A 23245-nucleotide genomic window follows, 5' to 3' on the forward strand; every position below is an offset into this window, starting at 1 on the left:
GAGCCATGGATAAGGTCCAGGACAACCGGGCTTGGTTCCTCATCATCCCGGTCTTTATGATCGTCGCCTTCAGCGCGGTTATCCCGCTGATGACGGTGGTCAATTATTCGGTGCAGGAGATCTTCGGCCCCGGCCAGACCTTCTTCGTCGGCACCGAGTGGTTCGAGGCGGTGCTGGCCGACGAACGGCTGCACGACGCGCTGATCCGCCAGATCATCTATTCGCTGGCGGTGCTGGCGATCGAGATCCCTCTCGGCATCCTGATCGCGCTCAGCATGCCCGGCGGCCGCAGCGCCAAGACGTCGCTGACGCTGGTTCTGCTGGCCCTGCCGCTGCTGATCCCGTTCAACGTGGTCGGCACCATCTGGCAGATCTTCGGCCGCGGCGACATCGGCCTGCTGGGCGCCACCTTCCGCGCCATCGGCATCGACTACAACTATACCAACAACCCGCTGGACGCTTGGCTGACCGTGCTGGTCATGGACGTCTGGCACTGGACCAGCCTGGTGGCGCTGCTGTGCTACGCCGGCCTGCAGTCGATCCCGCCGGCCTTCTATCAGGCGGCCAAGATCGACGGCGCGTCGAAGTGGGCGGTGTTCCGCTACATCCAACTGCCGAAGATGCGCGGCGTCCTGATCATCGCGGTGCTGCTGCGCTTCATGGACAGCTTCATGATCTACACCGAGCCCTTCGTGCTGACCGGCGGCGGTCCCGGCAACTCCACCACCTTCCTCAGCCAGTATCTGACGCAGATGGCGGTGGGTCAGTTCGACATCGGCAAGGCCGCGGCCTTCTCCATCGTCTATTTCCTGATCGTGCTGCTGTTCAGCTTCATCTTCTACACCATGATCATCAACACCGGGGAGGGAGAGAAGAAATGAGCAAGGCCGCGGTTCTCGCCCCCGGTTCGCTGGCGGCGGCGGCGAACATCCGCCGCTCCACCGCGCGGGTGTCCAACCGGACGATCGTTCTGATCCTCTACATCGTCTTCCTCATGCTGCCCATCTACTGGATGGTCAACATGTCCTTCAAGACGAACGAGGAGATCCTGTCGGGCCTGACGCTGTTCCCCCAGAACCCGACCCTGCGCAATTACGCCGTCATCTTCACCGATCCCAGCTGGTACAGCGGCTACATCAACTCGATCTATTATGTGACGCTGAACACCGTCATCTCGCTGATGGTGGCGCTGCCGGCGGCCTACGCCTTCTCGCGCTACCGCTTCATCGGCGACAAGCATGTCTTCTTCTGGCTGCTGACCAACAAGATGGCGCCGCCGGCCGTGTTCCTGCTGCCCTTCTTCCAGCTCTACCAGACGGTGGGGCTGTTCGACACGCACATCGCGGTGGCGCTGGCCCACTGCCTGTTCAACGTGCCGCTGGCGGTCTGGATCCTGGAAGGCTTCATGTCGGGCGTGCCGCGCGAGATCGACGAGATGGCCTACATCGACGGCTACAGCTTCCCGCGCTTCTTCGGCACGGTGTTCCTGCCGATGATCCGGTCCGGCGTCGGCGTCACCGCCTTCTTCTGCTTCATGTTCAGCTGGGTGGAACTGCTGCTGGCCCGTACGTTGACCTCGGTCGACGCCAAGCCGATCGCCGCCACCATGACCCGCACCGTCAGCGCGTCGGGCATGGATTGGGGCCTGCTGGCCGCCGCCGGTGTGCTGACCATCCTGCCGGGCGCGCTCGTGATCTGGTTCGTCCGCAATTACATCGCCAAGGGCTTCGCGCTCGGTCGCGTTTGACCGGCCTCATCCGGGGGAGACCTGCAATGGACATGGAATGGATGGCGTGGACCACGCCGACCGCGATCTTCTTCCTCTGCATCGCCCTGATGCTGGCCGGCATGACGGTGTGGGAGCTGGTATCGCCGACGGTGGAGGCGAAGGGCTTCCTGCCGATGCGCACCACCCGCGGCGACCGGCTGTTCATCGGCCTGCTCGGCAGCGCCTTCATCACCCTGGGCTGGCTCGCCACGACCGAGCTGTCGCTTTGGGGCGCCGTCGCGGTCTCGCTCGTGTGGATCGCCATCGTGATCCGCTTCGGCTGAGGGAAAAGGGTTTCATAAGGAATTCGTCACCGCCGCATAGGCGGCGGATGACGAGGGTGAACGGCGGTTTCCGCCGGTAAGGGCAATACGAAGCGTCAACCCGACATCAAGTCGAACAAATGGGAGGAAACATGCTTCAGCACCAGACTCTGCGGCGCCGCCTGACCGGTGCCGTGATGGCCGGCGGCATCGGCGTTCTGCTGGCGATGGCCTCGGCCGCCCCGTCCGCCGCCATGACGCCGGAACAGGAAGCCGTCGCCAAGCGCATCATCGAGGAACTCCAGCCCTCCACGCTGTCCAAGGACGAGCAGATGAAGGAGTTGGAATGGTTCGTGAAGGCGGCCGAGCCCTACAAGGGCATGGAGATCAACGTCGTCTCCGAAACCATCACCACCCACGAATATGAATCGAAGACGCTGGCCCGCCTGTTCAGCGAGCTTACGGGCATCAAGCTCAAGCACGACCTGATCCAGGAAGGCGACGTCATCGAGAAGCTGCAGACGCAGATGCAGTCGGGACGCAACGTCTACGACGCCTACGTCAACGACAGCGACCTGATCGGCACCCATGTCCGCTACGGCCAGGCGGTCGCGCTGTCCGACTTCATGGCGGGGGAGGGCAAGGACGTCACCCTGCCGACGCTGGACGTCAAGGACTTCATCGGCACCAGCTTCACCACCGGCCCGGACGGCAAGCTCTATCAGCTGCCCGCCCAGCAATTCGCCAACCTCTACTGGTTCCGCGCCGACTGGTTCGCCCGTCCCGACCTGATGGAGAAGTTCAAGGCCAAGTACGGCTATGATCTGGGCGTTCCGCAGAACTGGTCGGCCTACGAGGACATCGCCGAGTTCTTCACCAACGACGTGAAGGAGATCGACGGCGTCCGCGTCTACGGCCACATGGATTACGGCAAGAAGGATCCGTCGCTCGGCTGGCGCTTCACCGATGCGTGGCTGTCGATGGCCGGCGCCGGCGACAAGGGCCTGCCGAACGGCAAGCCGGTGGACGAATGGGGCATCCGCGTCGAGGGCTGCCGCCCGGCCGGCGCCTCGGTCAAGCGCGGCGGCGACACCAACGGCCCGGCCTCGGTCTACGCCCTGACCAAATACATCGACTGGCTGAAGAAATACGCGCCGCCGGAAGCCTCGGGCATGACCTTCTCCGAATCCGGCCCGGTGCCGGCCCAGGGCAACGTCGCGCAGCAGATCTTCTGGTACACCGCCTTCACCGCCGACATGACCAAGCCGGGCCTGCCGGTGGTCAACGCCGACGGCACGCCGAAATGGCGCATGGCCCCCTCGCCGCACGGCCCCTATTGGGAAGACGGCATGAAGCTGGGCTACCAGGACGTCGGCTCCTGGACGCTGCTGAAGTCCACCCCGCTGGAACGCCGCAAGGCCGCCTGGCTCTATGCCCAGTTCACCGTGTCGAAGACCGCGTCGCTGAAGAAGACGCTGGTCGGCCTGACCCCGATCCGCGAGAGCGACATCAACTCCGAGCCGATGAGCGCCGCCGCCCCCAAGCTGGGCGGACTGGTCGAGTTCTACCGCAGCCCGGCCCGCGTTTCGTGGTCGCCGACCGGCACCAACGTGCCGGACTACCCGAAGCTGGCCCCGCTGTGGTGGCAGAACATCGCCGAGGCGGTCACCGGCGAGCGGACCCCGCAGCAGGCGATGGACAACCTCGCGACCCAGATGGAACAGGTGCTGGCCCGCATGGAGCGCGCCAAGATCGGCGGGGAGTGCGCCCCGCAGCTGAACAAGGAGGAGGACGCCAAGGTCTGGTTCGACAAGCCGGGCGCTCCGAAGGCCAAGCTGGACAACGAGAAGCCCAAGGGCGAGACCATCGCCTACGACGACCTGCTGAATGCCTGGAAGGAAGGCCGCGCCCGCTGACGGCGGCTGCGGTGACGGGTTCCCACCCCGGCATTCGTCCTGGTTGAGCCGGAGGTGCCCCTGGGGCGGCGGCCATTCCTTCAATGGCGTGCCGCCGCCCCTTTCTTATCGAACACAGAAAATCACGAGGAAACGCATCCATGAGCAAGGCCGGCCACATCCTCGCCATCGACCAGGGCACCACCTCGTCGCGGGCGATCCTGTTCGACGGCCGGGGGACGCCGCTGGCCGAGGCGCGGCGCGAATTTTCGCAGCATTACCCCGGCGACGGCTGGGTGGAGCATGACCCGGCCGACATCCTGCGCGACGTCCGCAGCGTGGCGCGCGAAGTGGTGGACAAGGCCGGAATCGGCGTCGCCGCCATCGCCGCCATCGGCATCACCAACCAGCGCGAGACCGCCGTGGTGTGGGACCGCGCCACCGGCGAGCCGATCCACCGCGCCATCGTCTGGCAGGACCGCCGCACCGCCTCGCTCTGCCACGATCTGGTCGCCGCCGGCCATGCCGAACTGGTGCGCTCCAAGACCGGCCTGCTGATCGACGCCTATTTCTCCGCCACCAAGATCGCCTGGATCCTCGACAACGTGCCGGGCGCCCGTGCGCGGGCCGAGCGCGGCGAGCTGTGCTTCGGCACCATCGACAGTTTTCTGATCCATCACCTGACCGGCCGCCGCGCGCATGTGACCGACGCGACCAACGCCTCGCGCACCATGCTGTTCGACATCCATGCCCAGGATTGGGACGACGAGCTGCTGGCGCTGTTCCGGGTGCCGCGCGCCATGCTGCCGCGGGTGCTCGACAGCTCCGACGATTTCGGCGAGACCGACCCGGAGCTGTTCGGCCGGCCGATCCCCATTGCCGGCGTGGCGGGCGACCAGCAGGCGGCGGCCTTCGGGCAGGCTTGCCTGACGCCGGGCATGGCGAAATCGACCTACGGCACCGGCTGCTTCGCGCTGATCAACACCGGAGAGACTCCGGTGGTGTCGAAGAACCGGCTGCTGACCACCATCGCCTACCGGCTGGACGGCAGGACCGCCTATGCGCAGGAGGGCTCGATCTTCGTGGCCGGGGCGGCGATCAAGTGGCTGCGCGACGGCCTCGGCATCATCACCCATGCCAGCCAGACAGACGACATGGCCACCCGAGTGTCCGACAGCCACGGCGTCTATTTCGTCCCCGCCTTCGTCGGGCTGGGTGCCCCGCATTGGGATTCGGATGCCCGCGCCGCGATCTTCGGCATGACGCTGGACGTCGGGCCGGCCCATATCGCCCGCGCCGCGCTGGAGGCCGTCGCCTACCAGACCCGCGACCTGATGGAGGCGATGGGCGGCGACTGGGGCGGCACCATCAACGCGCTCCGCGTCGATGGCGGCATGGCCGCAAACGACTGGCTCTGCCAGTTCCTGGCCGACCTGCTGGACATGCCGGTCGAGCGCCCGAAGGTGATCGAGACCACCGCGCTCGGCGCCGCCTGCCTCGCGGCCTTGCGGGTCGGGGTGTTCGACGGGCTGGACTCGGTCTCCGGCGCCTGGGGCAGCGAGCGCCGTTTCGCCCCCCGCATGGAGCAGGGCAAGCGCGACCGCCTCTATGCCGGCTGGCGCGACGCCGTGGCGCGGGTGCGGTCGGAGCGCTGAGGAGACTCCACCGAACAGACGCACACTCCTCCCTCGGGTGCGTCCCCCCGCCGGCCGGCGGGGCACTGGGCCGGGCGGTTCGCGCCGTCCGGCCCGTTTTCTTTTACGATCCGGACACCCCGGACCTATCGCGGAACCGCCGTCACACCCCCTCCGGGCTGGTCACCATCTGGCGGATCTCGCTCTTCAGCAGCTTGCCGGTGGCGGTGTGGGGCAGGCTGTCGACGAAGCGGACGTCGTCGGGGATGCACCATTTCGCGACCTTGCCGTCGAAGACCGCAAGCAGCTCCTCGCGGGTGACGGTCGAGTCGGGCTTGCGCACCACAACCAGGACCGGACGCTCGCCCCATTTCTCGTCGGGAACGGCGACGGCGGCGGCTTCCTGGACGCCGGGATGGCCGATGGCGATGTTCTCCAGGTCGATGGAGCTGATCCACTCGCCGCCCGATTTGATGACGTCCTTGGTGCGGTCGACGATCTGGACATAGCCGTCGGCGTCCATCGTCACCACGTCGCCGGTCTCGAACCAGCCCGGCACCATCTGGTGCGCCGGGCTTTCCGTCACGCCGAAATAGCCGGAGCAGACGGTGGGGCCGCGCACCAGCAGCCGGCCGAAGCTGGTTCCGTCGCGCGGCACGTCGTTGCCGGAGCCGTCGACGACGCGGAACTGCACGCCGCAGATCGGCCGTCCCTGCTTGGAGGCCAGCGCCAGCGCGTCGTCGGCGCTCATCCCCGCATGCTTGCCCTTGGGCATGTTGGCGAGGCCGAGAGGGCTGGTTTCCGTCATGCCCCAGGCATGCAGAACCTCGACCCCCATCTCGCGGAAGCGCTGGATCATCACCGGCGGGCAGGCGGAGCCGCCGATGGCGATGCGGCGCATGGTGGACAGCCGCTTCTTGTTCGCATCCAGCCAGTTCAGCAGGGCGAGCCAGACCGTCGGCACGCCGGCGGTGTTGGTCACCTTCTCCGCCTCGAACAGCTCGTAGAGGCTGGCGCCGTCCAGCTTGGCGCCGGGGAAGACCAGCTTGGCGCCGGCCATCGGCGCGGCATAGGGAACACTCCAGGCGTTGACGTGGAACATCGGCACCACCGGCAGAACCACGTCCGAAGCCGACAGGCCGAACACGTCCGGCATGCAGGCGGCGATGGCATGCAGATAGGAGGAGCGGTGGCTGTACAGCACGCCCTTCGGGTTGCCCGTGGTGCCGGAGGTGTAGCACATGCCGCAGGCGGTGTTCTCGTCCAGCTCCGGCCAGTCGAAGCTGCCCGGCTGGTCGGCCAGCAGATCCTCGTAGCACAGCAGGCCGGACAGCGAGGATTGCGGCATGTTGGCCCGGTCGGTCATCACGACGATGCCCTTCAGCCCGGTCAGCTCATGGGCGATGCCCTCCAGCAGCGGCACGAAGGTCAGGTCGGTGAACAGCAGCCGGTCTTCTGCGTGGTTGACGATGTAGGCGATCTGTTCCGGGAACAGGCGCGGATTGATGGTGTGGCAGACCATGCCCGAGCCGCCGATGCCGTAATAGCATTCCAGATGGCGGTAGCCGTTCCAGGCCAGCGTGCCGATGCGGTCGCCCGGCTTCATCCCCAGCGCCGCCAGGGCATTGGCCAGCTTCTGCGCGCGGACCCAGGCGTCGGCATAGGTGTAGCGGTGGATCGACCCCTCGGTGGTGCGCGACACGATCTCGGTGTCGGCGTGGTAGAGAGCCGCATGACGCAGGATCGACGTCACCAGCAGCGGCTCGTTCATCATCATTCCACGCAGCATCGATTCCCTCCCGGTTCGTTCATGGTCTGCTTGGGCAAATTCTGTTTAGGCGTTTTCCGGTCCGGCGTCTTCTGCATCGGGATTTCGTCATCCATGCAGGCCGCGAGCCGCCCTTCGGCGTCGGTCTCCATCGCCTTCAGCTCGACGATCACTTCGGCGATGTCCGACCGCATCCGTTCAAGCTCGGCCAGCCCGTCGCGGATCTTCCGCAGTCCGTCGCGATATTGCGCGGCACTGTGCCGGCCCGAATCGGAATGGACGAGGTATTCGGCGATCTGGTCCAGCGAGAAGCCTGCCCGCCGGAATCTCAGGATCAGGATCAGCCGCGCGCGGTCGCGGTGGGTGAACACCCGGCGTCGCCCCGCCCGCTGCGGCGCCAGCAACCCTTTTTCCTCGTAAAAGCGCAGTGCCTGCGGCGTGACGTCGAACTCCGCCGCCAGTTCCGTCACGCCGTAAACCCGATCCCGTTCGGACATGGACAATCCTCTGCGCCAGTGGATTTCGCCATGGGTGCAGGGGGAAGTCAACGTCAGTCAGCTAAAGCGGGCTTTATGCCGTGCGGACTGTCATCCCGCTTGCCGCGGCATCCGGCTTGCTGACGGTCCGGTGTTGCCGTGGCAGAGATTTCACATGACAAGTTGCACCGGCCGGTGCTTTCTGCGACCGGGCTTAGGGCGTATGCGGAGGGGGAGCGGTTTGACGGGAAGGACCAGCTTTTTGCGCCGGCTGTTCGGCGATCCGTGGGACCTTGCCGCGGCGGTCGGCCTGCTGGCGCTGCTGGGCCTTGTCGCCGTTACCTTCCGGCATTACGGCATCTCCAACGACGAGGAGGTGCAGCATGTCTACGGCGCCAAGCTGATCGACTTGTACCGCAGCGGCTTCAGCGACGACTCGGCCTTCACCTACAAGAATCTCTATCTCTATGGCGGGCTGTTCGACATGGCGGCGGTGGCGATCGCGCCGCTTCTGCCTTTCGACCCCTACGAGACGCGGCACCTGCTGTGCGCCCTGATCGGGGTGGCGGGTGTCGCGGTGGTTTGGGCAGTCGGGCGCCGGCTGGCCGGGCCGCGGGCGGGCCTGCTCGCCGGGCTGCTGCTGGCTCTGTGCGGGCCCTGGTACGGCGGCTTGTTCAACCACACCAAGGACGTGCCTTTCGCCGTGCTGATGATGGCGGCGGTGGCGCTGCTGATCCGGTTGCTTGGGCAGATGCCGCGGCCGCGTTTGGGTATGGTGCTGGGGTTCGGCGTCGTCGTCGGGCTTGCGCTTGGGATTCGGGTCGGGGCGCTGATGCTTGCCGGCTATGTGGCTGCCGCGTTGGTTGGCTGGGTGCTGGCCGGCGGCCTTTCCGTGGACCGGTTGCGTCAGGGGGCTTCCGCTGCGCTGCGCCTGCTGCCGGCCTTGCCGGCCGCCTATGCGGTGATGGCGGTCTTCTGGCCCTGGGCGGTGCTGGATCCGCTGAACCCGTTGCGGGCGCTGGCCGATTTCTCGCATTTCCACTACCCGATCCGCACCTTGCTGGGCGGCACCGAATATTGGATGTACGAGGTGCCGCGCAGCTATCTGGCCTGGTATCTCGCCATCAAGCTGCCGCTGGTGATGCTGGCCGGGGCGGCGGTGGGGTTGCTGGCGCTGCCCGGCATGATGCGCTCCGACCTCATGGCCGGGGAGGGGGGAAGGGCGCGCGCGGTGGCCTGCGGGCTGGTGGCGCTGGCGGCGCTGTTCCCGGTCGTCTGGTTCACCGCCGCCCATTCACCCGGCTATACGGCGATCCGCCATTTCCTGTTCGTACTGCCGCCGTTGGCGGTGCTGGGCGGCATCGGGCTCGACCGGCTGCTGGGATGGGCCGGAGCCTGGAGGCTCGGCGTGTCGCAACGCACCGGGCGCGGGCTTTCCGCCGCAGCCCTGGCCGGCATCGCATTGACGCTGGTGCTGGTCCGCGAGGCGACGGTCCTCGAATCGCTGCATCCCAACGAATACGTCTATTTCAATGAACTGGTCGGCGGCGTCGCCGGTGCGGTGCGCAAGTACGATGTCGATTACTGGGCCAACAGCCTGCCCGAAGCGGTGGGAGACCTGTCGGAAGTGATCGCGGAGGAGGAGGCGCGCACCCACCATCACCGCACCTACAGCGTCGCCGTCTGTGCCGAACCGCTGGCTTTTGAAAAGCTGGCTCCGCCCAACATGCGCTGGGTGACCGACTGGACCCGCGCGGACTTCTTCATCGCGCCGACCCAGGAGGATTGCGACACCCTGATGACCGGCCGGACGGTGGCGGAAGTCGAGCGCGGCGGCGCCCTGCTGGCGGTGGTGAAGGATTTGCGCAAACCGGAGGATCCGGCTGAACTGGTGGAGGTCGCCCGTCTGCGCACCGGCCGCCAGCAGCGCCACTGGTGGTAGAGGCCCGATACCGGGCGCTCATCACCCCGCGGTAGGCGCTCCAGCAGGCCAAGGCGGTGACTGCGGCCAGAACCGCGACGAGAAACGCCGGCCTGTGACGCCGCAGCGGAACGGGGAAGGCCATGCCGGCCTTGCTCCGTCGATGGGACAGCGGGAGCGGGAAATCCCTTCGTGAAAATGCCGAACGTTTTTTTGAATGAACGTTCAATCAAGAATGGGGGGTGGCAATTCACGAAATGGATAGACCAAATGAATGGAATACCGGATGGCGACATTGTCTCGATTCTGTTGTTTGCGTCACTTTCATGAAGCTCCGAAGACGGCTATGGTGCGCCCCGGCCGGCTTGGACTTGGCCTTTGAACAATACCCGGCTTAGGGATCGAGAGAGGGGGAACAGGATCATGGACGCCGACTCCATTCGCGCCGCCTACCGCCGCTATGCGGGATTCTACGACAAGGTGTTCGGGGTGCTTCTGGCGTCCGGGCGGCATGCGGCGGTGGAGTGGCTGAACCGTCGCGGGAACCTGCGGATCCTGGAGGTCGGCGTCGGCACCGGCCTGTCGCTGTCCGACTACCGCAAGGACAACCGCGTCGTCGGCATCGATCTGTCCACCGACATGCTGAAGGTCGCGCAGGAGCGGGTGGAGCGCGAGAAGCTCGACAATGTCGAAGGGCTGCTGGAAATGGATGCCGGCAAGCTGGCCTTCGCCGACGGCAGCTTCGACGTTGTGGTCGCCATGTATGTCATGACCGTCGTCCCCGATCCCCAGGGCACGATGGCGGAGTTGGAGCGCGTCTGCAAACCGGGCGGCGACATCGTGATCGTCAACCACTTCGCCGCTCCCCGCCCGGGGGTCCGCCGCGCGGTGGAGGGCTGGCTGTCGCCGCTGTCGAAGAAGCTGGGCTGGCGGCCCGATTTCACCCTGGACGCCATGATGGCCGGATCGCGGCTGGCCGTGGAAAGCATCCGCACCCTGCCGCCCTTCGGGCTGTTCAGCCTGCTGCATTGCCGGCGGGGGTAGAGGGCGCGGTTAGGGGGTCGATTGCCGGACGGTATCAGGCTGGGACACGGTCGGTAGGGTCGTCCCGACGCAGGGCACGACTCCGCCGGCCAACCATGATCGCCGGCCGCTCGATCGTCAGGTGAACCAAGCTGGCTAGCCACACGACGAGAATGCCCGCTCCCGCAAGCGCCAGAGCGTATAGGCTCGCATCCTCCTCCACGAGAGGGCGCAAGGAGGCATTGCCGGTGATCGAAGCCCAAATCACGATTCCGTGCAGCAGGTAGACGCCATAGCTTATTTCCCCCAGCCAGAGGACCGGCTGCCGGGTCAAGGCTCCACGAAAATCCTGCCCGGCCGCGACCATGATGAAGAACAGGCCGAGCCCCAGCGTCGGGAGCGGTGCATAGGCGGTTTCGAAGCCTGTTACGACCGCCAACAGTGCGGCCAGCGCCACGACCAGCCCACGATCGGATCGCGCGAACCGGACGAGACGCGTCTGGCGGATGGCATAGGCGGCGGCAATGCCGCCGAGGAAGCACTCCAGCGCTGCAAAGCTGAAATTGCGGAAATAAAGCAACAGGATCAGCGTCGCGGCGACCGAGACGAGGGCGGGCCGCAGCCGCCGCGCCGGCGTGAACAGGAAGGCCAGCGCAGGCAGCGCCGCGTAGAACAGGAGTTCGTAAGGCAGAGACCAGGTGGCATAGGCGACAATCTGGCCGGTGTTCTCCATTCCGTTGATCGGCGGTGCCTTGAAGGTCGCCCATCCGATCAGCCGGCGCAGCAGGTCGAGCGGACCGGTCCTGAGTTCGAAATCCGTCGCGGCCAGCGCCAGGACCGCGATCAGCAGGACGGCGACCGCGTAAAGCGGATAGACGCGGTAGAAACGGGACGACACAAAGCCCGGCCAGTCCATATCGGCTCCAGCCCTCAGCAGCTTGTCCCAGAACAGGAAAGCCGTGACCATGAAGAACAGCGCGACGCTGGTCTGTCCCAGATGGGTATAGAGCCGGGACGGCGGCAGCGCCCAGAGACCCGTGTGCAGATATTGCCAGGTGATGACGCCGTGGTGGATGAACACGGCATAGGCCAGCAGCCCGCGCATGCCGTCGATGGCGGCATAACGGCCTTCCGCGCCGGCATGCGGGCGAAGCGGCATGGCAATGAGGCGCAGGACGGCCCAGGACGCGCAGATCGCCACCGCGAACAGGAAAACCGACAGGAGCGGGGACAAGGCCATAGCGTCTTTCCGGATCATCATGCGCAGCCATGAAGGCCGCGTGATGGGGAGCGGCTGTGCTTCGCTTGTCAAGGTTGTTTGCCGGCGGTCGGCTGAATGCTCCCCTCCAACCCGCGTGACCGCCCCCTCCGCCTGCTGTTAGTCTCGCCGGTGACCACACAGGCGATCACGGGAGCGGGGCCATGGCCGAACAGGGCGGAGATCTGGCGGGAAAGCGGATTCTGGTGCCGGAGAGCCGGGATCTCGACCTGTTCGCCGGCATGATGGAACAGCATGGGGCCGAGACCATCCGCTGCCCGATGGTCAAGATCCTCGATCTCGACGATCCGGCGCCGGCCAGGGAGTGGCTGGAGCGGTTGATGGCCGAGGGATTCGACGACATCGTGCTGCTGACCGGCGAAGGGCTGCGGCGGCTGATGAAGGTCGCCAGCGCCATGGACCGCGAAACCGAGGTGATCGCCGCCATCGGCCGGGCGCGCGTCTTCGTCCGCGGGCCGAAGCCGGTGAAGGCGCTGCGGGAGATCGGTTGCAGCCCCTTCAAATCCGCTCCGGCCCCGACCACCGACGGCGTCATCGCCATGCTGTCGGAGGAGGATCTCTCTGGCCGCCGCGTCGGAATCCAACTCTACCCCGACAACCCGAACGAGCCGCTGTTGGAGGCGGTGCGGGCGCGCGGCGGCACGCCGGTGGCGGTCACGCCCTACCGCTATGCCAATGATTCCGAGACCGGGGCGGTGCAGACCGCCATCCGCGACATGGCGGCGGGACGGATCGACTTCGTCGCCTTCACCGCCTCGCCCCAGGTGCGGCGCCTGCAGGAGGTGGCGGAGGCCTGCGGCCTTGCCGACGACTTCCGCCAGGGCTTCGCCAGGACCAGGATCGCCGCGGTCGGCCCGGTGGTGGCCGAGGCGGTGGAGGCGGCGGGCGGAACCGTCGCGGTGTCCCCGGAATCGACCTTCCACATGAAGCCGCTGGTCAATGCCATCCGCCGTCTGCTGACGGAAGGGGTGCAGGCCGGATAACTCCGGCAGGAGCGGGGCAGGGCGCGCGCACAGGGCGGGGTGGTGGCAGCACAGCGACCTTTCGCCCCACCATTTCCTTGCGCAGCCATATTGATAACAATTCTCACTCTCGCTTAACCTTTGACTCGCAATGTTGGCGCCGACCGCCGGGCTCCTGCCGGTGGCCGGTCGTTGCCTGGAGCGTGGTCATGTCCGTCACCATCCTTTCCCTGTCCCGCGGCGCGCTGGCGCTGGCGCTTCTGTCGGCCGGAATCGCCGGGGGAGGGTCCGCGCTCGCGGCGGATCTGTCGACGAAGGAAAGGCTGGGGGAGGCGCTGTTCTTCGATCACAATCTGTCGGCCAATCGGAGCCAGGCCTGCGCCGACTGCCACAATCCCGATTTCGGTTTTGCCGATCCGCGCACCGGCGGGGCGGGCGGGGCGGCCTCGGTCGGCGACAACGGCAAATCGGTGGGCGACCGCAACGCACCGACGGCGAGCTATGCGGCCTTCACGCCGGCCTTTCACATCACCGCGGACGGAAAGGCGGTCGGCGGACAGTTCTGGGACGGTCGCGCCGCGACCTTGAAGGAACAGGCCGGAGGTCCGCCGCTGAACCCGGCCGAAATGGGGCTGACTTCCAAGGAGCAGGCGCGCGACAGGCTGGCAGAAAATCCCGATTATGTCCGCGCCTTCGTGGCGCTCTATGGCGCCAGCGTGCTCGACGATGCGGAGCGCGCCTATGACGCGATGAGCGACAGCCTCGCCGCCTTCGAGAAGACCGACCGTTTCGCGCCCTTCGATTCGAAATACGACCGCCATCTGCGAGGCGAGTACAAGATGACGCCGGAGGAGGATCTGGGCATGACCCTGTTCTTCTCCACCCAGTTCACCAATTGCAACCAGTGCCACAAGCTGAAGCCGATGCCGGCCGCCGCCGGGGAGATGTTCACCAACTACGAACACCACAACATCGGCGTTCCGGCGAACCCGGCCCTGCGCGAGGCGTCGGGCAAGCCGGCGTCCTTCGCCGACCGTGGCCTGCGCGACAACCCGGCGGCCGACAAACCGGCTTTCGAGGGGAAATTCAAGACGCCGAGCCTGCGCAACGTGGCGGTGACCGGCCCCTACATGCACAACGGCGTTTTCAAGGATCTGGAGACGGTGGTCCGCTTCTACGACCACTACAACAACCGCACCGAAAAGGCGGCGATCAACCCGGAAACCGGCAAGCCCTGGGGCCCACCCGAGGTGGCGGCGACTCTGTCCAGGAAGGAACTTGAATCAGGCCCGGCGCTGGATACCCGCCGCGTCAAGGCGTTGGTCGCCTTCATGAAGACGCTGACCGACGCACGCTACGAGCATCTGCTGAAGTGAGGTGCCGGGGAGAGGCCGAGGACTTCGCTCAGCCGCCGATATCGATCCGGTAAAGCTGCATATCCAGCAGTTCCATCGTCATCCGGCGGCGGCCGGCAGCCTTGCGGGCGCTCAGCTTTTGGGCCAGCGGCTGGCTGAGCCAGGCTTCGCGGGCGCGGTCGAGCAGGGCGGTGCAGCGATGGGACAGTCTGGCGTTCATGGCTGATCAGCTTTCTCGCACGGGATGTCGGGATCGGCGGTTCGATGGGCTGGCGGCAGGCTCCTGTGAGCGGTTGCAGTAAGAATGTCGCGGCACTGTGACGGTTTCTATCGCCCGAAGGTGTGATCCATAGGCCATAGGGCAGGGTTTTGGCGTTTTTCCGCCCTATCTTCGACCAAAGAAGGAGGGTCGAAGTGCGGGGAGGTTACATCACGACGCCGACCAGCCGCCGCAACGCGTCCCGCGCTTCGCCGTCCAGAACCGGCAGCCCGCCGCGTGCGTCCAGCATATAGGCGCCGGGATCGGACAGCGTGCGCATGGCGAATCCGACCACGGCGGGCGGTTCGGTACTGAGCGGCTGCGACTCGTAGACGGGGGTGAAGCTGCAGCCGGCGAGCAGCGCGCGGATCATCAGCGCCTCGTCGGAGGATGCGCCGGCCGCCGGTGTGTTGATGCCGAACAGCAGGCGTTCCGCCTCCGCCTCGGTCACCAGCGTGCGTTCCAGCAGGATGTCCACCATGGCGGAACTGGTCATCACCGGCGCGGCGCGGCCTTTCCAGCAGAAGCGGCCGTCGTCCCAGCCGACGTCGAGGCTGCGGAAGATCATGTGCGGTTCGCCGCCGCCGGGCGCGCCGGCGACGATGTAATTGACCCGCAGCAGGCCGTTCCAGGCGCCCGCCGGGGCAACGATGCAGGACACGCCGCAGCGTGTCAGGCGCAGATAGGTGTCGTTGATACCCGACGGTTCGAAATCGAAAAGCATGGCCTGTTCACCCCTGCTGCCGGTCGGCGGGCCCGGATTTCCCGACTGCCCAGCCTTCGTTCGGTGAGTCAGGTGAGTGGCGCTCTGGTTCGCGCAAACTGTCCATGCGTGGGTCATCCCTTTGCGCGAAAATGCGAAAGGCGGTAGACCGATCCGTCGGCCACCGCCTTTCTGCTCCGCGCAAAGGGAGAGATTCGGGGAAGGGCTACTGGTTGGCCGGTCCCAGGAACACGCTGTCGCGGCTGTTCTTTTCGGCGGTCGCGGTGTCGGACAGCTGGAAGGTCAGCGGCAGCGAGGCGGCGGTGACTTCCCCGCGGGGAACCGTCACATAGACGCGGTAGGTGGCGACGCTGTCCGCCCCCGCCGAGAGGGTGGCGGTGTGGGCGGCGCCCTCCGCCTCGGTCTCGCCGACCACCTTGATGTCGGCGGCGGACAGGCCTGCGACGCTGAGGGTGTAGGAGCGGTTCTGGCGGGTCTTGTTGGCGACCTTGAAGGTGTAGGCATTGCGGATCGACCCGTCGGACAGGGTCACGAACAGGGGGGCGCGGTCACGCAGGACGGTGATGTTCAGGCTGGGACGCAGCGCGAAGCTCCAGGCCATGGCGCCGCCGATGACCAGCATCAGCAGGGCATAGACGATCACGCGCGGACGGATCAGTCGCCATTGATAGGTCTTGCCGGACGCGCGGGTGTCCTGGGCCGCCAGCGAATCGAAGGCGATCAGGCGGGTGGGCAGGCCCTGCTGGATCATGATGGTGTCGCAGGCGTCGACGCACAGGCCGCAGTTGATGCAGTCGGCCTGTTCGCCGGTGCGCACGTCGATCCCGATCGGACAGACCTGGACGCACTGGCCGCAGTCGATGCAGTCGCCGAAGCCCTGGGCGCGCCGCTCGTCCCAGCTCTGCGACTTGCGCTTCGGCCCGCGGTTGTCGCCGCGGTCGGCCTGATAGGTGACGACCAGCGAATGCTCGTCCAGCATCGCGGTCTGGATGCGCGGCCAGGGGCACATGTACATGCACATCTGCTCGCGCGTCCAGCCGGCCATGATGTAGGTCATGCCGACGAAGATGGCGAAGAAGGACGTCGCCTCGTAGCTCGCCTGGAAGGTGGCCAGATCGCGCAGCAGGGCCGGTGCGTCGGTGAAGTAGGCGAGGAAGCCGAAACCGGTGACGAGGCTGAGCGCCATCCAGCCCGCATGCTTGCCGGCCTTGCGCAGGATCTTGCGCGCGGTCCAGGGCTGCTTTTCCATGCGGATGCGCTCCGCCCGGTCGCCTTCGAAGACGCGTTCGATCCAGACGAACAGGTCGGTCCACACCGTGTGCGGACAGGCGAAGCCGCACCAGACGCGCCCGGCCAGCGCCGTCGCCAGGAACAGGCCCAGCGCCGACACGATCAGGATGCCGGTGAGGTAGTAGATCTCCTGCGGCCAGATCTCGATCCAGAACAGGAAGAAACGCGGCGCCGTCAGGTCGAACAGGACCGCCTGGGCCGGGGCGTCGGGCCCGCGTTCCCACCGGATCCACGGAGCGATGAAGAACAGCACCAGAAGAACGGAGAAGGTCACGGTTTTCAGGCGACGATAGAGGCCCTTGACCGATTTGGGATGAATCGTCTTATGGCTTTCGTACAGCGGAACCTTGGCTGGTTGGGCTGACCCCTGCTGAACGATGCTTCCGTCTGGCATGTCGATGCGCCTGATTTGCGATTCCACGTTGGCGCGGAGCATAGTCGACCACCAGTGCGGCGCGTTTGACCTCTGTCAAACAGCACCGATATTTTGAAAAGCCCCTATCGCGTTGGGGCCTTCCGCCGGTTCGAGGGATCCGCGGTCCGGGTTCCGTTAATACTGTGCAGCCACCGTCGCCGACAAGCCCATTATTTCGTGGGCGTGCGTGGATTAAATACAGTGTCAATAATGTACTGTATTAGATTGCGACTATCAGTGCAACGTACCGTGCGAGCTTGCCGATCGTGACCAGCAGCAGGAACACGCGCAGGTCGACGCGCAGGATGCCGGCGACCAGGGTCAGCGGATCACCGATGAAGGGGGCCCAGGCCAGCAGAAGCGACCAGACGCCGAAGCGCTGGTACCATCCGGTTGCCCGCTCCACCAGACGGCGCGAAACCGGGAACCAGCGGCGGTCCTGGAAATGCATCAGATAACGGCCGAGAGCCCAGTTGACCGTCGATCCCGCCACGTTTCCGGTGGTCGCCACCAGAATCAGGAGGCCGTCGTGATAGTTGCCCGAGGCATGCAACCCGGCCAGCAGGATCTCCGACTGGGCGGGAAAAATCGTCGCGGCTGCCAGCGCCACAAGGAACAGGCTGCCATAGGCCGCGACGTCCGACATCGTGCAAATCCTTTCACGGCCAATGGTTTGCCTGCTACGCTTTGCTGTCTTGCGCAGGATTAGGCGTCGGGCGGACGTAAAATCAAGGGTTCAGCGGCGGCAGCGGGCGGGTGCGGTTTGCGCAATGGCGCTTGCCCTGCAACCGTCAAGGAACAAGAATGGGGCGACGATCCTTTAAGCGTGTCCAGCGTTCGACTTTTGCTCGCAGGATATCGCGATGATCATCGCAAGCAGGCCCGATTGGCGGTGGGAGAAGGCACGCGCATGGGGGAAACCGGGTTCGCCCGCTTCGACGCCGACGAACGTCTGGTCTGGACCAATGCCGCCTTTGCGGCCCGGTTCGCCGTGCATGCCGTCGGGGCGCCCGAAGTGCCCTTCCATGCGACGCTCGACGCGCTTCTCGCCGGTCCTCTCGGGCTGTCCGGGGTCGCTGACCTGCGCCGCGGTCATGCCGTGACGCGGGTGTTTCCCGATGGAGCCACGGTCACGCTGGCGCTGGGAGCGGGCCCGCCGGGGGAAAGTCTGCTGACGGTCGTCGAGATCGCCGGTCGGGCGGAAATCCCGTCGGAGCGGGAACCCTGGGCAAAGACCAGCCTCGTCCTCGACTGTCTCAGCCAGGGGGTGATGGCCTTCGACCACGACCTGCGGCTGGTCGCATGGAACCGGCGCGTGCTGGAACTGCTTTTCATCGACCCGGATTTCCCGCGCTATGCCCAGCCCTACGAGGCGGTGGTGCGCCACATCGCGGAGCAGGGGGGCTATGGCCGCGGCGACGTGGACGATCTGGTGGCGCAGCGGCTCGACTATATCCGCAACGCGTCCTGGCCCTTCTACAACGAGCGGGTGCGGCCTGACGGTGTGATCATCGAGACGGTGACCCTGCCGCTGCCGGACGGCGGCTTCGTCACCACCTACACCGACATCACCGAGCGCAAGCAGGCCGAACGGGAACTGGCTGCCAGCCGCGAACTGTTCGAACTGGCGATCCGCGCCGCGCGGGAGGGCATCTCGCAATGGGATCTGCGCACGGGCGAGATATGGTTCTCCCCGCAATGGTGGGGCCTGCTGGGTTATGGCGAGGCCGAGATGGAAAACAGCCGCCGCCGTTGGGAAGAGCTGATCCATGTCGACGACCGCGCGGCCGCATTGGAGATGGTGGCGGAACTGGCGTCGGGCCGGCGTTCCGAAAGCCGGTTGCTGCAGCGGTTCCGCCATAGGTCGGGCGCGACGGTCTTCCTGGAAACCCGCGCATTGGCGGTGGCGGGCAGCGACGGCCGGACGTTCCGCATCGTCGGCTCCCACACCGACGTGACCGAAAGCGTCCGCGCGGCGGAAGCGGTCCGCGCCGCCAAGGAGGAGGCCGAGCGCGCCCTCCAGGATTTGAAGGAAGCGCAGGTCCAGCTGATCCAGGCGGAGAAGATGGCCGCGCTCGGTTCCCTTGTGGCCGGCGTGACGCATGAGATCAACACGCCGGTCGGCATCGCCCTGACCGGTGCCTCATTGCTGGCGGAAAAGACGCGGAGCCTGCGCCGCCTGTTTGAAGCCGGCTCGCTGCGGCGCGGCGACTTCGCGGAGTTCATCGACATCGCCGACGAGGCGACGCAGCTCATGCTTCTGAATGTCGAGCGCGCCACCCGCCTGATCCAAAGCTTCAAACAGATCGCCGTCGACCAGGCCAGCGAGGAACGCCGCGTTTTCGAACTGAACCACTATATCCACGAAGTCCTGCGCAGCCTGGGAATGCGCATCCGCCGCAGCGGACATGCCGTCGCCGTCCATTGCCCGGAAGACCTGATGCTGGACAGCTATCCCGGCGTCATCAGCCAGATATTGACCAACTTCGTCATCAATTCCATCCTGCACGGCTACGATCCGGGCGTGCGCGGCCGATTGAGCGTGACGGTCACGCTGTCGGACGATGAGGTGGAACTGGTCTATGCCGATGACGGCCAAGGCATCCCGGCGAACCTGCACGGCCGGGTCTTCGAGCCCTTCTTCACCACCAGCCGCGACCGTGGCGGCAGCGGGCTGGGGCTGAACATCGTCTATACGCTGGTCACGCGTACCTTGCGCGGTCGGTTGCGGCTGGACAGCGCACCGGGGTCCGGCACGGCCTTCATGCTGCGTTTCCCGCGCGTCACGCCGGCGGACCCTCTGCCGCTGTAGCCGCACGCCACAGGTTTTCAAATTTTGGAAGTTGAAAACCCGGAAATTCAAAACCGGGGAGTTGATCGCGGCACCGCCAGGACGTGGTCGTCTGCTTTCGGCGGTCTGCTGCGGCGCACGCCTTGGTGCGATGGTGGAAGGGGCTGGATTCGAACCAGCGTACGCTATGCGGGCAGATTTACAGTCTGCTGCCTTTAACCACTCGGCCACCCTTCCATCGGGGCGCAGAGGATTAGCCTTTCGATAGGTCGGGCGTCAAGCCCTTTTCATGGATTTCTGCTCCAACAAAAAGCCTCCGCCCCAAGGAGGGGGCGGAGGCTTTTTGAAACACGGCTTTCAAAGCGGAACTGACAATGAGGACTTGGCAACCCGCTTTTCAAAATCCGTTCAGTTCGGGCGGCGCGACGCCCGGTGCGCCGGGATCGGAATCGGGCGGATCGCCTGTTCCTCGCGCCGGCTGGCCGACATGTCGATTTCCACGCGGGCCAAAGCCTTGCGCAGTTCGTGCACGCTGTCGGACAGCGCCTGGATGGTCGCCTCGCTCGGCTGCTGGCGCCAGCCGCGATAGGCGGAGATGCAGGCCTTGGCCGTATCGCGCAGCCGGCCTTCGACCGCATCCACCGGCGGGGTCGGCTGTCCGGCCGTCCGCGGGGCATCAGCCGTCGCAGGGACCGCCGTCGCCGGGGCTGCAGTGACCGGCGGAGCCGCGGGAGCCGGAGCCGGTGCGGGTTCCTGACGGTTCAGGCGCAGGGTTTCCGTCGGCGGTGCGGCAGGGGCCGGAGCCGGGGAGGCGGCAGGCGTATCGGACGCCGTCTGATCGGCCGCAGGCTCCGTCTTCGCTGCACGGGTCAGCGTGCCGCGGACCGTGCGGCCGGCGCGGCGCGGTTCTGCGGGAGATTCGGTTTCCGCGGGAGCGGCGGGAGCGGGTTCGTCCGCCGGGGAAGCCGGAGCCGCGCTCACCGGTGCGGATGTCTCCTCGACCGGAGCGGCCGGCGCGGAAGACTGGCCGTCGTCAGCCTGGGCGCCGCCCTGGTCGTCATCACCATGGGCGGCGTCGCCCTGGCCGCTCGCGGCCTCCGCCTTCTTGATGATGTAGGAGATGGCGCTGGGCGTGCATTCGAATTCGCGCGCGATGGCCGAAAGCGTTGCGCCACTGCGGTAGCGTTCAAGAATTTGGGGCCATGCCGACTGCGGAATGCGCCCACGCTTCTTGGGAGACTCCGGTTCGCTCCCGGTTTCTGAGTTCATTATATCGCTCGGTTGCCAAAGTGAATTTTCAGTCATTCGTCAGCATGTCCACCCGAACCGCACGCTTCCGACGCGGGACCACGCGGGCGCGTGCGTCGGCTGCATCGTGGCTTCACGCTGGCGGGCGATGTTTTCGGTACGGATGACTATCGGAAACTCTTCTCAAAAATGCCAGCATAACTTTGCACGGAATCGTGATTTTGTGTCCGGTGTCACAACGGGGCACGACGATTGGTGGATGGAGGCGGTTTTAAAAATCCGGCGGCGGATGATAAACGCGGACCGTAAACCGCCGGTGGTGGCGTCTTTTGAAAACAGCGATGGACCCCGGACGGGGGGTGACGTGTTTCGATTGCAGGAATTTCCCTGAACGGGGCTTTCCGACCGTCACCGGGACTTGTCGGCTCGGCGGGCGGTGCCCGTTGGCTCCAACTGTTTTGCCCCACCGATTTTGCGGAGACCGTCCATGCCGCATGCGTCCGTTCCGCGTTCGTCCCAAAGTTCCAGCCCCCTTCCGGCTGCGGCGCTGTATGCGCTGCTGGCCGGCTCCCTCCTGTTTCCGGCGCTTCCCGCCGCCGCGCAGGAGGCGCCGGCCGCGAACACCGCCAACGCTGCGCCCAACGCCAGCCGGACCTACGCGCCGCCATCCTTCCGCGACCTTGCCCGGACGCAGGTCGACACCGTGGTCAACATCTCCAGCACCCAGGCGCCGCAGGCATCCGGCGGCGGCCGTATGCCGGAGGGGATGGACGTGCCCCCCGGCTCGCCGCTGGAGGAATTCTTCCGCGAGTTCCGCAACCGCCAGCGCGGCGGCCAGCCCAACGGCGCGCCGGAAGGCGGTCCGCCCGGCGGTCCCAATGGCGCGCCCGGCGGACCGGGCGGCCCTCCCGGCATGGCGCTCGGTTCCGGCTTCATCATCGATCCGTCAGGCCTGATCGTCACCAACAGCCATGTCGTCGCCGATGCGGCGGAAATCTCCGTCACCCTGCATGATGGCACCCGGCTCCCGGCCAAGCTGGTGGGGTCCGACGCGCCGACCGATCTGGCGCTTCTGAAGGTCGAAACCGACAAGCCGCTGACCGCCGCCCATTGGGGCGACAGCGAGTCGGTGGAGGTCGGCGACTGGGTCGTCGCCATCGGCAACCCGTTCGGCCTGGGCGGCTCGGTGACCGCCGGCATCCTGTCGGCCCGCGCCCGCGACATCCAGCAGGGCCCCTATGACGAGTATCTGCAGACGGATGCCGCCATCAACCGTGGCAATTCCGGCGGCCCGCTCTATGATGCCAGCGGCGCGGTGATCGGCATCAACACCGCGATCTATTCGCCCACCGGCGGGTCGGTCGGCATCGGCTTCGCCATCCCGTCCTCGCTCGCCCAGCCGATCATCGAACAGTTGAAGGACGGCGGCAAGGTGCGGCGCGGCTGGCTGGGCGTCCAGGTCCAGCGGGTGACCCCGGACATCGCCGAGAGCCTGGGCATGGACGGCACCGGCGGGGCGCTCGTCACCAGCGTTTCCCCCGACAGCCCCGCCGCCGCCGCCGGCCTGCGCCAGGGCGACGTCATCACCGCCTTCAATGGCAAGGCGCTGGAGCAGATGCGCGAACTGCCCCGCCTCGTCGCCTCGACCGGGATCGGCCGCGAGGTGCCGTTGACCGTGCTGCGCGGCGGCAAGCAGGAGTCGGTGCAGGTCACGCTCGGCGAACTGCCCAACGAGCCGCAGCAACTGGCGATGTCGGGATCCAGCGGCGCCCCGCGTTCCGCCCAGCCGGAGGAGAGCAAGACGGCGCTCGGCCTCAAGCTCGCTCCGCTGACGCCGGGCCTGCGCGCAACCTTCTCGATCGGCGACGATGTCGACGGTGTGGTGGTGACGGAGGTGGACGGCAACAGTGTCGCATCCCAGCGCGGACTCGACCTGGGCGACGTGATCGTCGAGGCGGGCCAGGAGCCGGTGGCAACCCCCGCCGACCTGGAAAGCCGTATCGCCAAGGCCAGGGAGGAGGGGCGCAAGACCCTGCTGATGCTGGTCAGCCGCGGCGGCGACCTGCGCTACGTTCCGCTTCCGCTGGATGGCAAGAAGGGTTAACCCGTACCGGAGCCCGTAGGGTCAGACAGGAGCGGGCATCTGCCCCGCTCCTGTCACATCCTTTTCCGCT

Annotated in this window: 19 protein-coding genes and 1 tRNA gene; 11 read left to right on the plus strand and 9 right to left on the minus strand. The window is 66.4% G+C overall.

Annotated features, from left to right (window positions below; all coding sequences use genetic code 11):
* Window positions 1-5 precede the first annotated feature (5 nt).
* The 5 genes from DM194_RS25430 to glpK all read left to right on the plus strand — a co-directional run bounded on the left by DM194_RS25430 (window position 6) and on the right by glpK (window position 5581).
* Window positions 6-881, plus strand: a complete 876-nt coding sequence (locus DM194_RS25430) for a carbohydrate ABC transporter permease (protein ID WP_111070444.1) — start codon at window positions 6-8, stop codon at window positions 879-881.
* A 113-nt stretch (window positions 882-994) separates the two neighbouring features.
* Window positions 995-1747, plus strand: coding sequence for a carbohydrate ABC transporter permease (locus DM194_RS25435; RefSeq protein WP_246024677.1), 753 nt, complete (start codon window positions 995-997; stop codon window positions 1745-1747).
* Between the two features lie 32 nt (window positions 1748-1779).
* Window positions 1780-2052 (plus strand): DUF2160 domain-containing protein, encoded by a 273-nt coding sequence (locus tag DM194_RS25440; protein ID WP_111070640.1) that lies wholly within the window; start codon window positions 1780-1782, stop codon window positions 2050-2052.
* Between the two features lie 131 nt (window positions 2053-2183).
* Window positions 2184-3947: an ABC transporter substrate-binding protein gene (locus DM194_RS25445; RefSeq protein WP_111070445.1), complete on the plus strand. Its 1764-nt coding sequence runs from the start codon at window positions 2184-2186 to the stop codon at window positions 3945-3947.
* 140 nt (window positions 3948-4087) lie between these two features.
* Window positions 4088-5581 carry a glycerol kinase GlpK gene (gene glpK, locus DM194_RS25450; RefSeq protein ID WP_111070446.1) on the plus strand — a complete coding sequence of 498 codons (1494 nt, stop codon included), beginning with the start codon at window positions 4088-4090 and terminating at the stop codon, window positions 5579-5581.
* Between the two features lie 142 nt (window positions 5582-5723).
* Here the strand turns inward: glpK and DM194_RS25455 are convergent, their stop codons facing one another.
* A complete protein-coding gene (locus DM194_RS25455; RefSeq protein WP_111070447.1) occupies window positions 5724-7349 on the minus strand; it encodes a 3-(methylthio)propionyl-CoA ligase in 1626 nt (541 codons plus the stop codon).
* The gene (locus DM194_RS25460) at window positions 7334-7798 is read right to left on the minus strand and encodes a MerR family transcriptional regulator (RefSeq protein ID WP_246024667.1); all 465 of its coding nucleotides are present in this window, start codon (window positions 7796-7798) and stop codon (window positions 7334-7336) included. Before DM194_RS25460 ends, DM194_RS25455 begins: the two co-directional genes overlap by 16 nt.
* Before the next feature lie 247 nt (window positions 7799-8045).
* Here DM194_RS25460 and DM194_RS25465 point away from each other — a divergent pair, with 247 nt between their 5' ends.
* Window positions 8046-9746, plus strand: a complete 1701-nt coding sequence (locus DM194_RS25465; RefSeq protein WP_162630184.1) for a glycosyltransferase family 39 protein — start codon at window positions 8046-8048, stop codon at window positions 9744-9746.
* A gap of 402 nt (window positions 9747-10148) precedes the next feature.
* Complete coding sequence (locus tag DM194_RS25470; protein ID WP_111070450.1) at window positions 10149-10769, plus strand: class I SAM-dependent methyltransferase; 621 nt, start codon at window positions 10149-10151, stop codon at window positions 10767-10769.
* A gap of 34 nt (window positions 10770-10803) precedes the next feature.
* On the opposite strand, the gene DM194_RS25475 is transcribed toward DM194_RS25470, so the two are convergent.
* Window positions 10804-11988 carry an acyltransferase family protein gene (locus DM194_RS25475; RefSeq protein ID WP_111070451.1) on the minus strand — a complete coding sequence of 395 codons (1185 nt, stop codon included), beginning with the start codon at window positions 11986-11988 and terminating at the stop codon, window positions 10804-10806.
* Between the two features lie 182 nt (window positions 11989-12170).
* Here DM194_RS25475 and DM194_RS25480 point away from each other — a divergent pair, with 182 nt between their 5' ends.
* Window positions 12171-13010, plus strand: coding sequence for a uroporphyrinogen-III synthase (locus tag DM194_RS25480; RefSeq protein WP_111070452.1), 840 nt, complete (start codon window positions 12171-12173; stop codon window positions 13008-13010).
* 188 nt (window positions 13011-13198) lie between these two features.
* Window positions 13199-14365 (plus strand): cytochrome-c peroxidase, encoded by a 1167-nt coding sequence (locus DM194_RS25485; RefSeq protein ID WP_111070453.1) that lies wholly within the window; start codon window positions 13199-13201, stop codon window positions 14363-14365.
* A 28-nt stretch (window positions 14366-14393) separates the two neighbouring features.
* Here DM194_RS25485 and DM194_RS28520 read toward each other — a convergent pair whose 3' ends face one another.
* From DM194_RS28520 to DM194_RS25500, 4 genes are all read right to left on the minus strand, one after another.
* Window positions 14394-14564 carry a hypothetical protein gene (locus DM194_RS28520; RefSeq protein ID WP_176581511.1) on the minus strand — a complete coding sequence of 57 codons (171 nt, stop codon included), beginning with the start codon at window positions 14562-14564 and terminating at the stop codon, window positions 14394-14396.
* 205 nt (window positions 14565-14769) lie between these two features.
* Complete coding sequence (locus tag DM194_RS25490; RefSeq protein ID WP_111070454.1) at window positions 14770-15327, minus strand: hypothetical protein; 558 nt, start codon at window positions 15325-15327, stop codon at window positions 14770-14772.
* Window positions 15328-15532: 205 nt separating this feature from the next.
* Window positions 15533-17011 carry a cytochrome c oxidase accessory protein CcoG gene (gene ccoG, locus DM194_RS25495; protein ID WP_246024669.1) on the minus strand — a complete coding sequence of 493 codons (1479 nt, stop codon included), beginning with the start codon at window positions 17009-17011 and terminating at the stop codon, window positions 15533-15535.
* A gap of 241 nt (window positions 17012-17252) precedes the next feature.
* Entirely contained in the window at window positions 17253-17678 is a 426-nt protein-coding gene (locus DM194_RS25500) for a YqaA family protein (RefSeq protein ID WP_111070456.1), read from the minus strand.
* Between the two features lie 264 nt (window positions 17679-17942).
* On the opposite strand from DM194_RS25500, the gene DM194_RS25505 reads away from it, so the two are divergent.
* Complete coding sequence (locus tag DM194_RS25505; protein ID WP_111070457.1) at window positions 17943-19844, plus strand: PAS-domain containing protein; 1902 nt, start codon at window positions 17943-17945, stop codon at window positions 19842-19844.
* A 131-nt stretch (window positions 19845-19975) separates the two neighbouring features.
* On the opposite strand, the gene DM194_RS25510 is transcribed toward DM194_RS25505, so the two are convergent.
* Together DM194_RS25510 and DM194_RS25515 are read right to left on the minus strand one after the other, a co-directional pair.
* Window positions 19976-20060 (minus strand) — tRNA-Tyr (locus DM194_RS25510).
* A gap of 171 nt (window positions 20061-20231) precedes the next feature.
* Complete coding sequence (locus tag DM194_RS25515; RefSeq protein ID WP_111070458.1) at window positions 20232-21092, minus strand: hypothetical protein; 861 nt, start codon at window positions 21090-21092, stop codon at window positions 20232-20234.
* A gap of 466 nt (window positions 21093-21558) precedes the next feature.
* Between DM194_RS25515 and DM194_RS25520 the strand changes: the two genes are divergently transcribed.
* Window positions 21559-23175 carry a DegQ family serine endoprotease gene (locus DM194_RS25520; RefSeq protein WP_111070459.1) on the plus strand — a complete coding sequence of 539 codons (1617 nt, stop codon included), beginning with the start codon at window positions 21559-21561 and terminating at the stop codon, window positions 23173-23175.
* Window positions 23176-23245: the final 70 nt, after the last annotated feature.

Source organism: Azospirillum ramasamyi (assembly GCF_003233655.1).
Classification (GTDB): Bacteria; Pseudomonadota; Alphaproteobacteria; order Azospirillales; family Azospirillaceae; genus Azospirillum; species Azospirillum ramasamyi.